Below are 13,020 nucleotides of genomic sequence, written 5' to 3'. Positions count from 1 at the left end.
TTTCGCAGTCTCTCTCGCGCGCCCGTGCGGCGCGCCCTCACGCGCATCTCTTAGCGCGTAGGTGGCCACGCCGGAACCGCCATCCGGTTCCGGTGTGATGCCGCTGCAACACCCCTCCACCTCTTGTTTGCCCTGACGTGACGCATGCGGTAATTTGCGCTACGGCGCATTGTCTTTACAGTGCGCAGCGCGCCCAGGCGCGCAACAGAATAACGACAGACAAGAGGGGACAATCGATGAAAGCGAAATGGATCGTGTGCGGCGTGCTGGCCGCCACGCTGGGATGGGCTGCGCAAACGGCGCAGGCGGAGCCGGGCGTGACCCGCAATACCATCCGCATCGGCCAGTCGGCGGGTATCACCGGCCCGGTGGCCGGTTCGGTCAAGGAACAGATCGCCGGCGCACAGGTTTACCTGCGTAGCGTCAACGCCAGCGGCGGCGTGGGCGGACGGCGCATCGAGCTGGTCACCTACGACGACGGCTTCGATGCCAAGCGCACGCCGGACAACGTGCGCAAGCTGCTCGACGAAGACAAGGTGTTCGCGCTGTTCATGGTGCGCGGCACGCCGCAGAACGAGAGCATCCTGCCGCTGGTCGCCGAGCACAAGGTGCCGCTGGTGGCGCCGCTGACCGGCGCGATCACGCTGCACCGCCCAGTGAACCGCTACGTGTTCAACGTGCGTGCCAAATACCAGGATGAAGTCGCGCGTGCGATCAACCACCTGGCCACCACCGGCATGAGCCGGATCGGCATCTTCCACACCACCGACGGCTTCGGCCAGGACGTGCTCGAAGGCTTTACCACCGCGCTCCAGGCGCGCGGCGTGCAGCCGGCGGCGAGCGTCAGCTTCGCGCGGCCGATGGGCGACATCAGCCAGGGCGTTGCCGCCATGAACAAGGCCAACCCGCAGGCGGTGCTGGTGATCGGCTCGGGCTCGGAAGCCGCGCGCATCATCCGCGAGCTGCGCCGCGCCGGCAGCCAGGCGCAGTTCGTCACGTTGTCGAACAACGCCGCCGACTCCTTTATCCGCGAACTGGGCGACGATGCGCGCGGGCTGATCATCACGCAGGTGGTGCCGGGGACCAACTCCAGCCAGATGACGCTCGCCAGCGAATACCGCAGCCAGGCCCGGCAGCAGGGCGTGGAGCCGTCCAACGCCGGCATGGAAGGCTTCATGTCGGCCAAGGTACTGGTCGAAGGACTGCGCCGCGCCGGGCCCGAGCCGACGCGCGAGCGCCTGGTCAGCGCACTCGAAGGCCTGCGCGACTACGATCTCGGCGGCATCCTGATCAGCTACAGTCCCACGCGCCACACCGGCTCGTCCTTCGTCGAGATGTCGATCGTCTCGTCCACGGGCAAGCTGATCCGCTGATGCGCTGATCCGGCGGGCGTGGCCACGTGGCGCACGCCGGCGCGCGCAATGTGGCCCGGCCTGCTGCGGTATATTCGCCCGCATGGCTACTCCTACCTCATCCCCCGATGCCGGCGTGCCCCAGGCAGCCGGCCGTACCCCATTCTCGTTGCAGGGCCGTGTCGCGCTGGTGACCGGTGGCGCGCAGGGCCTGGGCCTGGCGATCGCCGCCGGGCTGGCCGATGCCGGTGCCCACGTGCTGGTGGCGGCGCGCAGCGAGGCACGCGTGCATGACGCGGTCGCCACGCTGGCCGCGCGCGGCGGCAGCGCCGAGGCGCTGGTGCTGGACATCACCGACGAAGCAGCGGTCGAGGCCGCGTTCGCGCGGATCGACGCCGCCCACGGCCGGCTCGACATCCTGGTCAACAACGCCGGCGCGCGCAACCGAAACTCGATGGCGCATCTCGATGCCGGTGACCTGCGCGCCATGCTCGAGACCAACCTGGTCGCGCCCTACACGCTGTGCTGTCATGCCGCGCAACGGATGCAGCGCGGGCAGTACGGCCGCATCGTCAACGTCAGCTCGATCGCGGGCCAGGTGGCGCGCGCGGGCGACGTGCTCTATCCCGCCACCAAGGGCGGCCTGGATGCGCTGACACGCGCGCTGGCCGCCGACCTGGGCCGCTTCGGCGTCACCGTCAACGCGATCGCGCCCGGCTACTTCGCCACCGAACCGAACCAGCCGATGGTCGATGACGCGAGCGTGGCCGAGTGGCTGCGCCAGCGCACCTCACTGGGCCGCTGGGGCCGCCCGGACGAGATTGCGGGGGCGGCGGTGTTCCTGGCATCGCCGGCGGCGTCGTACATCACCGGGCATGTGCTGGCGGTCGACGGCGGCTACCTCGGCCACTTCTGACAGGCCGCCAGCGGCCAAGCGTACCCAATTCTGCGTGCCACCCCGAGACGGTGGTGGCGGCATTCCGGTGGCATTTCAGCGCCGCGTTGGTGTCTTGCCGCCGCGGTAAAACGCCTGCAGGCTTTCGATCATTGCAGCGGCCGCCGAGGAGTCGCCGCGGTCTTTCATCCGCACCAGGCAGATATCGCGCACCAGTGACGGCAGCTGCAGCGGCCGGATCGCCAGGCCCTCGCGCCGGAACTGGAACAGCGCCAGCGACGGCACCGCGCTGATGCCCAGTCCCGCCTGCACCAGCGCCGCCACGGTCGCCAGGTGCTCCACCTCCATCACGCTGTGCAGCCGCAGCGGGTGCAGCGCCGCGTCGAGATGCTGGCGCACGCTGGTCGTGCGCGACAGCTGGATAAACGGCTCGCCCGCCAGCGCCTGCGGCGCGATGCGGCGCTTGCGTGCCAGCGGATGGCCGGCCGGGCACACCAGGTGGAAGGTGTCGCGCACCAGCGGCTCGACGCGCAGGTCGTCGTCCTGCGCCGGCGCCGGTGCCAGCGCAAAGTCGGCGCGGCCTTGCCGGACCAGTTCGATGCAGCCATCGGCCAACTGGTCGAACAGCTCCAGCACGATGCCCGGATAGCGCTCGCGGAACTGCGCCAGCAGCGGCGGCAGGTCGCCGCCTGCCAGCGACGGCAGCGCGGCGATCGACACGCGGCCCTTGCGCCGCTCGGCATGCGCGCGCAGGTCTTCGAACGCCGCTTCGAAGTCCGCCAGCAGCCGCCGCGCGGTCTGCTCGAAGCGCACGCCGTCAGTGCTCAGCTCCACGTGGCGCGTGGTGCGCTCGAACAGGCGGCTGCCGGCCTGCTCTTCCAGGGTCTGCACCAGCGCGCTGAAGGCCGACTGCGACAGGTGGCAGGCGCGCGCCGCGCGGGTGAAGTTGCGGTAGGTCGCCAGCGCCACGAAGGCGCGCAGGTGCTTGGCCGACAGGTTCATCATCGTGGATTCGTATTTATCCAGCAAGTCGATAGATTAATCCAAATAATCCATTTTTTGGCTGGACGGGTGCGGCCTAGAATGGCTTCGACCCCGCCAACAACCTTGCCCCCCGACCATGACTGCTTCCTTGCTCATCGGCTCCGGCGCCGGCTTCTCCGGCGACCGCACCGACGCCGCGCTGCCGGTGGTGCGCACGCTGATCGCCGCCGGCCAGCCCGCGGCGCTGATCTTCGAGACGCTGGCCGAACGCACGCTGGCGCTGGCGCAACTGGCGCGGCGCAACGATCCCGCGCACGGCTACGAGCCGCTGCTCGATGCGCTGCTGGTGCCCGTGCTCGGCCTGTGCCTGCAGCACGCCATTCCCATCGTGGGCAATTTCGGCGCGGCCAATCCGCACGCGGCGGCGCGGCGCGTGCTGCAGCTCGCCGCCGAACTCGGCCTGCCGGCGCCGCGCGTGGCAGTGGTGGAAGGCGACGATCTCTCGCACGACGCCGGCCGTTCGCTGCTGCAGGGCATCCTTGGCGACGCTTTCGATGCCGAGCGCTTTGTCTGCGCCAATGCCTATATCGGCGCGCAGGGCATCGCCGCGGCCCTGGCCGACGGCGCGCAGGTCGTGGTGTGCGGCCGCGTTGCCGACCCGGCGCTGGTGGTGGGGCCCGCGATGGCGCATCACGGCTGGTCGTGGGACGACTGGGACCGGCTGGCCGCCGCCACCATGGCCGGCCACCTGCTTGAATGCGGGGCCCAGGTCACCGGCGGCTACTTTGCCGATCCCGGCATGAAGGACGTACCCGACGTCCACGCGGTCGGCTTCCCGATCGCGCAGCTCGCCGCCGACGGCAGCATCGAGATCTTCAAGGCAGCCAATACCGGCGGCTGCGTCGACCTGCGCACCGTCAAGGAGCAATTGCTGTACGAAGTCCACGATCCGGCTGCCTACCTGACGCCGGACGTGGTCGCCGACATCGGCGCCGTCACTGTCACGCAGCTCGGTCCCGACCGCGTGGGGGTGTGCAATGTGCGCGGCCACGCGCGGCCGGCGCAGCTCAAGGCCAATGTGTTCAGCCACGGCGGCTGGCTGGCCGAAGGCGAGATCTCCTATGCCGGCCCCAACGCCGCCGCCCGCGCGCGCCTGGCGGCCGATATCCTGCGCCGGCGCATGCAGATGCTGGGCCATGACGTGCCGATCCGCTTCGACCTGATCGGCGTGCTCAGCGTCCTGGCCGACGACGCCGGCGCGATGTTCGCCCAGCGCCAGCCGAATGAGGCCGACGCGCAGGACGTGCGCCTGCGCGCGGCGCTGGCGCATGACGATGCCGCGGTGGCCCAGGCGCTGCTGCGCGAGGTCAACGCGCTCTACACCTGCGGCCCCGCCGGCGGCGGTGGCGTGCGCACGGGGCAGCGCGCGCGCCTGAACGCCGTGTCGTGCCTGGTGCCGCGCGAAGCCATCACTGCCACGCATCGCTTCATCGCCTGAGGAGGACGACGCCATGAACACGATCGACGCCATGACCGGTGCCCCCACCGGCGCCCCCACCGGCGCCACCGCCGCGCTCTACCAGTTCGCCCACGGCCGCACCGGCGACAAGGGCGACCGTTCCAACATCAGCGTGATCGCCTACGACGCGCGCGACTACGAGCACCTGGTCGCCCACGTCACCGAGGACGCCGTGCGCGCGCTGTTCCGCGAACGCCGGCCCAGCGCCGTCACGCGCTACCTGGTGCCGTCGCTGCAAGCGATGAACTTCGTCATCGACGGCGTGCTCGACGGTGGCGTCAACGACGCGCTCAACCTCGATACCCACGGCAAGGCGCTGTCGTTCCGCCTGCTGCAACTGCAGATACCGCTGCCGCCGCGGCTGGCGCATGCGCCAGCCGCAGCCTGAATCCGCACCAACAACGATTTCGACAGGAGACAACGATGCACCGATTCCTCAAGCCACTGGCAGCCGTCGCGCTGTGCGCACTGGTCCTGCCCGCCGGACAGGCGTGGGCCGAATTCCCCGACAAGCCGATCCGCTTCGTGGTGCCGTTCGCCGCCGGCAGCGCCACCGACCAGCTCGCGCGTGCCATCGGCCAGGCCATTACGCTGGACAGCAAGGTCACCGTGGTCGTCGACAACAAGCCGGGCGCCAATGGCTTTATCGCGGCGTCGGACGTCGCCAAGGCCGCGCCCGACGGCTACACCGTGCTGATCAGCACCAACACCACGCATGCCGCCAACGAGCACTTGTTCAAGAAGCTGCCCTACGACCCGGTCAAGGACTATGCGCCGTTGACCGCGCTGGGGCGCGGCGGCCAGATCATGGTGGTCAATCCGCAGGTGCCTGCCAGGACCGTGGGCGAGTTCATCGCGCTGGCGAAGAAGCAGCCGGGCAAGCTCAGCTTCGGCAGCGGTAGCTCGTCGTCGCGCATCGCCGGCGAGCTGTTCCAGCAGATGGCGCATGTCGAGCTGCTGCACGTGCCGTACAAGAGCAACCCACTGGCGATCACCGACCTGCTTGGCAACCAGATCCAGATGATGATCACGGACACCGCCACGGGCCTGCCGCAGGTCAAGAGCGGCAAGCTGCGCGCGCTGGGCGTGTCGGGCAAGGCGCGCTCGCCGCTGGCGCCCGACGTGCCGACCATCGACGAGGCCGGCGTCAAGGGCTACGAGATGAGCTATTGGTTCGCGGCCTATGCGCCGGCCGGTACGCCGCAGCCGGTAGTGGCCAAACTCAACGCGATCATGGTGAAGGCAGCGCGCAGCGAGACCGCGGCAAGCTTCTACCAGTCGACAGGGACCGAGGTGTTTACCAGCACGCCCGCCGAGCTGGCGAAATTCCAGGCGCAGGAGTCCGGCAAGTGGGGCCGCATCATCAAGGCGGCGAATATCCAGCCTGAATGACGATGGGCCGCTGCAAGCTCGCATGAATGGAAAACGGGGCCACGTGGCCCCGTTTTTTACGCAGAAGTAGGTACGCTTTTGCTGGGCGTACCCATTTCTGCGTGGCTTCGCTGTGTCGTTCCTGGTTTCTGATTGTCGCTGTCCGCCGCGTCCGGCCTGCGTTTCCGGTGAGTCGCCATCCGGCTTAACATACGCCTTCGGCCGGTGTACTCGCCGGCCCACGCTGTCTCCCTCGACAACAACCAACAACAATCAACAACAAGGAACCAGACATGACGCTGCAGTCCGCCGCGCGCCACGCCAGGCACAAGGTCCCGCGCCTGCCGGCATTCGCCATGGTCGTCGCAACGGCCACCGCGATGGCCACCACCATGCTGCCGGCCACGATCGGCACCGCCCATGCCGCGGCGGCGCAGCAGAAGACCCAGGTGCCGGGCTACTACCGCATGATGATCGGCCAGCTGGAGGTCACCGCGCTGTACGACGGCTACATCGACCTCGATCCGCGGATCCTCAAGTACACCAGCGCGCGCGAGGTGCAGAGCCTGCTGGCACGGATGTTCGTCGAATCGACACCGGGCATGCAGACGGCGGTCAATGCCTACCTCGTCAATACCGGCGGCAGCCTGGTGCTGGTCGATTCCGGTGCGGCGGCATGTTTCGGTCCCACGCTCGGGCGCATCGGCGACAACCTGCGCGCGGCGGGCTATGCGCCGGAACAGGTCGACGCCGTGCTGCTGACGCACCTGCACGGCGACCATGCCTGTGGCCTCGCCGCCAACGGGCAGCCGGCCTTCCCGAACGCGACGGTCTATGTCGACAAGGCCGACGCCGACTACTGGCTCAGCGAAGCCAATGCCGCAGCGGCGCCGAAGGAAGCACAGGGACTGTTCGCGATGGCACGCGCCGCGGTCGCGCCGTACCAGGCGGCGAACCGGTTCCGCACCTTCCATGGTAGTAACGGCGCCGAACCGATCCCGGGCGCGCGCGCGCTGCCCGCCTACGGGCATACGCCGGGCCACAGTGGCTACCTGTTCACCTCGGGCAAGGACACCCTGCTGCTGTGGGGCGACATCATCCACAGCCATGCGGTGCAGTTCCGCCGCCCGCAGGTGGCGATCGAGTTCGATACCGACAGCCACGCCGCGGTGATCACGCGCAAGCGCATCCTGGCCGATGCGGCCAAGGGCAAGCTGTGGGTGGGCGGCGCGCACCTGCCGTTCCCGGGGCTGGGCCATGTGCGTCGCGACGCCGCCGGCTATACCTGGGTGCCGGCCGAGTACGGGCCGATCCGGGCGGATCGATAGTCCGGGGCGCACGCCTGCGCCTTGGGCGCCATCGGCGGACTGTGGGTCAAGGCCGGATTCCCCGTGCTGTCCGCCTCGCGCCACCCGGTGAAACCCTCAGGCCGATGGCCGCAGAAATGGGTACGCTTGCCCGCGCCGGGCGGCCCGCTGTTCAGGCAGGTTGGTACGGCCGAGGAATTCCGGCGCAAGATGGGCGCGCAGTGAGGCGCGCGAGGATCATTCGAGGATGGCCGGCACAGGTCAGGGCCGGCGCCGCTCCATCGCCACCATCGACGGCGTAAAGCCGAGCTGGCCGAAGAACGCTGCTTCGGAAGAGCGCGCCGCGCGCAGCACCCAGGTGATATCGGGATCGTTGCCCATGACGTAGCGCACCAGCGCGCGGCCGATGCCGCGACGGCGGTGGCTCGGGGCCACGGCAACCATCGACAGGAAACCGTCGGAGACGTCGTCGCACAGGGCCCGGGCGAAGCCGACGATCTCGCCGTCTTCCACCGCCACGGCCACGCGCTGGGAATTGGCCACCAGCCGCGCGAACTTGTCGGGACCGCCTATCCGGTTGGACCAGCCATTGGCGATCAGTAGTTGTCTGGCTGCCTCGATGTCTCCGGGCAACAGGTTACGGATTTCCATTGGCGGCTCTCCCAGTAAAGCATGTACGGCCCCTCGCCGCCCCTTGCCACCAGGGGCGCCGCGAGTCGAGAACGGCACGGGAACCCGTGCCGCACAATTGGCGGAGTGTAGCGAGCGGGCGCGGGCGCGTCAATTTGGCTTCCGGCTGGGTGGGGGTGCTGCTCACGCCAGCGCGCGGGCGCGGTATCATGGCCTGCATGAATGCCCCCGTCTTCTCCTCAGCCCATCCGGCCGACCAGCTCGCCGAATTTCCTGACGCGGATGCGGCGCTGGCGCGCATCCGCGACATCTACGACGCTTCGGTCGGGGCGGTGCGCGCGCGCTTCGAAGCTTTCGCCAGCGGCAAGCCGCTGCCATCGGCCGCGCACGCGTGCTATCCGTACCTGGGGATCTCGGTCAATATCGAGACCATGGTCACCGACAGCCGCCCCTCGTGGGGCACGGTGGCCTACCCCGGGGTGTATGGCACCACGGTGACCCGTCCCGACCTGTTGGCGGACTACTACCGCGACCAGATCGAACGGCTGATGCGCTACCACCGGGTTCCGGTGGTCGTGGGCCTGAGCCGGCGCCCGATCCCGCTGCCGTTCGTGATCGAGGCCTCGACCACCGACATCAGCTACACCCAGGCGCGCGAACTGGAGGCCTCGTTCGTGCTGCCCGAGCTGAGCCGCATCGACGATGGCATCGCCAACGGCACCTACGAGCCGATCCCGGGCGAGGCCTGGCCGCTGTCGCTGTTCCCCGCCGAGCGCGTGGACCTGGCGCTGCAGCGGCTGTACCACTACACCGGCACGGCGCCGCAGCATTTCCAGCGCTTTGTGCTGTTCACCAACTACCAGCGCTATGTCGATGAATTCGTCGCGCTGGGCCGCGGGCTGATGAGCAGCAGCGACGGCGGCGGCTACACCCGCTTCGTCGAGCCCGGCGACGTGGTGCAGGACCTCGGCGGCGCCGAGCCGGACGATGCGACCCGCCCGCGCGCGCTGCCGCAGATGCCGGCCTACCACCTGGTGCGCGAGGACAAGCTGGGCGTGACGCTGGTCAATATCGGCGTGGGCCCGTCCAACGCGAAGACCATGACCGACCATCTCGCCGTGCTGCGCCCGCATTGCTGGCTGATGGTCGGCCACTGCGGCGGCCTGCGCCGCTCGCAGCAGCTGGGCGACTACGTGCTGGCGCACGCCTACGTGCGTGACGACCACGTGCTCGATCACGACCTCCCGCCCTGGGTGCCGGTGCCGCCGATCGCCGAAATCCAGGTGGCGCTGCAGGAAGCGGTGGCGCGCGTCACCGGCCTGTCGGGCAACGAGATGAAGACACGCATGCGCACCGGCACCGTGGTCTCCACCGACGACCGCAACTGGGAGCTGAAGTCCAAGTCGCTGTACGCACGCTTCAACCAGTCGCGCGCGATCGCGATCGACATGGAAAGCGCCGCGGTGGCCGCCAACGGCTTCCGCCTGCGCGTACCCTACGGCACGTTGCTGTGCGTGTCGGACAAGCCGCTGCATGGCGAGCTCAAGCTGCGCGGCATGGCCAATGCGTTCTACCGGCAGCGTGTCAGCCAGCACATGACCATCGGGCTGGAAGCAATTCGCATCCTGCGCGAGAACGGCGTCGAGCAGCTGCATTCGCGCAAGCTGCGCAGTTTCGACGAGCCTGCGTTCCGCTAGGTCGCGACGTTTTCCCACGGCCAACGTAAAAAGGCCGGCGCCCGATGGCGCCGGCCTTTTTTTACTGTCGCAGTGGCCGCTCAGAAGCGGTAGCCCACGCCCATGCTGAACAGCCACGGGTCCAGGCTCACCTTGGACACCTTGACGTCGCCGGCCTTCACATCGCTCGACAGCCAGATCTTCTTGATGTCGGCATTCAGGAACCAGTTCCTGGTCAGCTTGTAGTCCATGCCGATCTGCAGCGCCGGACCCACGCTCCAGCTGTCGAGTTGCAGCGCGTTGTTGGCGAGGTTCTCGCCCCAGATACGGGTGAAATTCAGGCCCGCGCCGATATACGGGCGGAAAGTACCGTTGGGGATGAAGTGGTATTGCACCAGCAGCGACGGCGGCAGATGCTTGAAGGTGCCGATCTTGCTGCCGTCGAGGTAGACATTCTGCTTCTGCGGTACGGTCAGGACCAGCTCGGCGGCGATATTGGGGGTGAAGAAGTAGGTGACGTCGAGTTCGGGGATCCACTTGTTGTTGACCGTGATGCGATCCGATGCGCCCACGCCGCCGACCGGATCCGAACTGTTGGCCATGTCGAGGTAGGTGCCGCGCAGGCGCACCATCCAGTTGCCTTGCGCATCGTCGGCGGCCATCGCGGGCGCGGAGAACGCGCCAAGCATGGCGCAGGCGGCGATGGCGGAGCAGGTAACCCGGGTACGGAGAGAGAGCTTGTTCATGATGTTTTGTCTTGGTCTGGTAAGGAGTCCGCGGCCAGTTTGGCCGAGCGGCTCCGTGCGGACCTTGATGCAGAACAAGTCGGGAAGCCGCCACACACGGTGCGTCGCGATCGCGCGACAACGGTATTGGGGCAGCAATCCTCCGCTAATAACCACATGCGGAATCATTCGTGGCGCGCCGGCGCGCCAGCCCTTACGCTGTGCAGGAAATCAGCGTCCGCAAGCTTCCAGGCGAGGCGGGCGCCGACGCACCGAGCATGTCGTGGGCGTCCGCAAGGGCGTCTTTCCGGGTGTGCCCCGTGGGGGCGGGGCACACCGGTTTTCTTCGGATCCCCTTGCGGCAAGCGTGGTATCAGGCCGCGGCGGCCTCGTCTGCCGGCTGGCGCCGCGCCACGCCAAAGCCGGCCTGCAGGTGCCGGTTCACGCCCGAGACTACCGCGCGCAGCGACGCCGTGACCAGGTTCGCATCGATGCCCGCGCCGAATCCCGTCGGCGAATCGCCCACCCGGATTTCCACATAGCACGCCGCGCGCGCGTCGGCGCCGGCGGTCATCGCGTGCTCGTGGTAGTCCATCACGCGCACCGGCAGGTCCAGCGCATTGACGAAAGCATCGATGGGTCCGTTGCCGCTGCCGCGCACGCTGCAGGGCTGGCCGTCGCGCACCATCTGCACTTCGATCTCCACCGCCCCGCCGCTGTCCGACACCAGTTGGTGCGAAACATAGCGCAACGGCGCTTCCTGCTCCAGGTACTCGCGGCTGAACAGCGCATACAGGTCGTCCGCGCTCGCTTCCAGCCCGGTATCGTCGGTCATGGCCTGCACCGCGCGGCTGAACTCGATCTGCAGCCGGCGCGGCATGTAGATGCCATGCACCTGCTCGAGCAGGAAGGCCATGCCGCCCTTGCCCGACTGGCTGTTGACGCGGATTACCGCATCGTAGCTGCGGCCCAGGTCGGCGGGATCGATCGGCAGGTACGGCACTTCCCAGACCGCCCCGGGCTGCTGCTGCGCGAAGCCCTTGCGGATTGCATCCTGGTGCGAGCCGGAGAACGCGGTGAAGACCAGGTCGCCCACGTATGGATGTCGCGGATGCACCGGCAGCTGGTTGCAATGCTCGACGCACTGGCGCACTTCATCGATATCGGAAAAATCGAGGCCGGGCGCCACGCCCTGCGTGTAGAGATTCAGCGCCAGCGTCACCAGGTCGACGTTGCCGGTGCGCTCGCCATTGCCGAACAGGCAGCCTTCCACGCGATCGGCCCCCGCCATCACCGCCAGTTCGGCGGCAGCCACCGCGGTGCCACGATCGTTGTGCGGGTGGACCGACAGCACGATGTGTTCGCGCCGCGCCAGGCGCCGGTGCATCCATTCGACCTGGTCGGCAAACACATTGGGCGTGCTGCATTCCACCGTGGTCGGCAGGTTCAGGATCAAGGGGCGCCCAGGACCGGCTGCCCACGTCGCGGAGACCGCGTCGCTGACCTCCAGCGAGAAATCGAGCTCCGCCAGGCTGAAGGTCTCGGGCGAGTACTCGTAGGTCCATGCGGTCTCGGGCATGGCGTCGGTCAGGGACTTGATCAGGCGCGTGCCCGAGACCGCTACTTCCTTGATCTCCTCGCGTGTGGCATTGAAGACAATGCGCCGCCACGCCGGCGCGATGGGATTGTAGAGATGCACGGTGGCGCGCGCGGCGCCGCGCACGGACTCCACCGTCCGGTGGATCAAGTCTTCGCGCGATTGCGTCAGCACCACGATGCTGACGTCGTCGGGGATGCGTTTTTCTTCGATCAGCATGCGCACGAAGTCGAAGTCGGTCTGCGACGCGGCCGGGAAGGCCACCTCGATTTCCTTCAGGCCGATCTTCACCAGCTGCTCGAAGAAACGCAGCTTGCGCGCGGTGCTCATCGGCTCGATCAGCGACTGGTTGCCGTCGCGCAGGTCGGTGCTCATCCAGGCCGGCGCACGCGTGATGCGGCGGCTGGGCCAGGTACGGTCGGGGATGTCTACGGTGGCGGCGGGCTGGTACTTGGTGGCGGGATGGCTGAGCATGGGCATGAGCGGACTCCTTCCTCGCTAAGGAAGATAAGGAAGATACAAAAAAAGAAAAACGGAAAAGGGTGGCGAAAGGCTGCCGAACTGCCACGGGGCGCTAGGCCCGGCAACCGATCGATAGGCTTAGCAGTAGCGAGGAAGCGCGCAGGGCGCGGCCCGATGCCAGGGCAGCCAGCACGCGCGCGCGGACAGCGATGCGGGTCGCATCGGCAGCCTGGCGGAGGGTACTGGCGTAGAGGTTCATCGAGCCGGAATGATGAGGGCAGGAGCCGCTCTTCGGTGTTGCGCACGCGGCGGGCGCGGCATGACCTGGCAAGGTTAGACGACAAGGCCGGCGGCGGTCAAGCGCGCTGAATTGCGGTCAAGCGCCTGCCACGCGTCCGAACCCGGTCGGGGGAAGGGCTGCGCCAAACGGCGGTGACATGCCGGCCCGATGCATCCCTCGCGCTTGTCCGCCTCACCCGAAAGACGGTCGCCTGTGCTCTGA

The 13,020-nt window shown here is 68.2% G+C and carries 11 protein-coding genes; 7 read left to right on the top strand and 4 right to left on the bottom strand.

The features are described 5' to 3' along the window. Positions 1–236: 236 nt before the first annotated feature. Together LPA45_RS25935 and LPA45_RS25930 are read left to right on the top strand one after the other, a co-directional pair. A complete protein-coding gene (locus LPA45_RS25935) occupies positions 237–1,373 on the top strand; it encodes an ABC transporter substrate-binding protein (protein ID WP_317921690.1) in 1,137 nt (378 codons plus the stop codon). A gap of 82 nt (positions 1,374–1,455) precedes the next feature. After that, positions 1,456–2,268: an SDR family oxidoreductase gene (locus LPA45_RS25930; RefSeq protein WP_116319280.1), complete on the top strand. Its 813-nt coding sequence runs from the start codon at positions 1,456–1,458 to the stop codon at positions 2,266–2,268. A gap of 75 nt (positions 2,269–2,343) precedes the next feature. Here the strand turns inward: LPA45_RS25930 and LPA45_RS25925 are convergent, their stop codons facing one another. After that, positions 2,344–3,249, bottom strand: a complete 906-nt coding sequence (locus tag LPA45_RS25925; RefSeq protein ID WP_116319350.1) for a LysR family transcriptional regulator — start codon at positions 3,247–3,249, stop codon at positions 2,344–2,346. A gap of 118 nt (positions 3,250–3,367) precedes the next feature. Between LPA45_RS25925 and LPA45_RS25920 the strand changes: the two genes are divergently transcribed. The 4 genes from LPA45_RS25920 (at position 3,368) to LPA45_RS25905 (ending at position 7,449) form a co-directional block, all read left to right on the top strand. Next, on the top strand, positions 3,368–4,729 hold the full coding sequence (locus tag LPA45_RS25920) for an acyclic terpene utilization AtuA family protein (RefSeq protein ID WP_116319281.1): 1,362 nt from the start codon (positions 3,368–3,370) through the stop codon (positions 4,727–4,729). A 13-nt stretch (positions 4,730–4,742) separates the two neighbouring features. Continuing rightward, positions 4,743–5,138 (top strand): hypothetical protein, encoded by a 396-nt coding sequence (locus tag LPA45_RS25915; RefSeq protein ID WP_376790655.1) that lies wholly within the window; start codon positions 4,743–4,745, stop codon positions 5,136–5,138. 35 nt (positions 5,139–5,173) lie between these two features. Beyond that, complete coding sequence (locus tag LPA45_RS25910) at positions 5,174–6,142, top strand: tripartite tricarboxylate transporter substrate binding protein (protein ID WP_116319283.1); 969 nt, start codon at positions 5,174–5,176, stop codon at positions 6,140–6,142. Between the two features lie 272 nt (positions 6,143–6,414). Next, positions 6,415–7,449: an MBL fold metallo-hydrolase gene (locus LPA45_RS25905; protein ID WP_376790654.1), complete on the top strand. Its 1,035-nt coding sequence runs from the start codon at positions 6,415–6,417 to the stop codon at positions 7,447–7,449. A gap of 240 nt (positions 7,450–7,689) precedes the next feature. On the opposite strand, the gene LPA45_RS25900 is transcribed toward LPA45_RS25905, so the two are convergent. Continuing rightward, positions 7,690–8,079: a GNAT family N-acetyltransferase gene (locus LPA45_RS25900; RefSeq protein WP_116319286.1), complete on the bottom strand. Its 390-nt coding sequence runs from the start codon at positions 8,077–8,079 to the stop codon at positions 7,690–7,692. A 188-nt stretch (positions 8,080–8,267) separates the two neighbouring features. Here LPA45_RS25900 and LPA45_RS25895 point away from each other — a divergent pair, with 188 nt between their 5' ends. After that, entirely contained in the window at positions 8,268–9,755 is a 1,488-nt protein-coding gene (locus LPA45_RS25895) for an AMP nucleosidase (RefSeq protein ID WP_317921693.1), read from the top strand. Positions 9,756–9,835: 80 nt separating this feature from the next. On the opposite strand, the gene LPA45_RS25890 is transcribed toward LPA45_RS25895, so the two are convergent. Both LPA45_RS25890 and leuA read right to left on the bottom strand, forming a co-directional pair. Next, on the bottom strand, positions 9,836–10,480 hold the full coding sequence (locus LPA45_RS25890) for an OmpW family protein (RefSeq protein WP_116319288.1): 645 nt from the start codon (positions 10,478–10,480) through the stop codon (positions 9,836–9,838). Positions 10,481–10,832: 352 nt separating this feature from the next. After that, complete coding sequence (gene leuA, locus LPA45_RS25885) at positions 10,833–12,530, bottom strand: 2-isopropylmalate synthase (protein WP_199414575.1); 1,698 nt, start codon at positions 12,528–12,530, stop codon at positions 10,833–10,835. Positions 12,531–13,020: the final 490 nt, after the last annotated feature.

Origin of the sequence: Cupriavidus sp. Agwp_2 (assembly GCF_040784895.1) — a bacterium.
Taxonomy (GTDB): Bacteria; Pseudomonadota; Gammaproteobacteria; order Burkholderiales; family Burkholderiaceae; genus Cupriavidus.
Note: the sequence above shows the minus strand (reverse complement) of the source record. Positions and strands in the feature narration are given on the sequence as shown.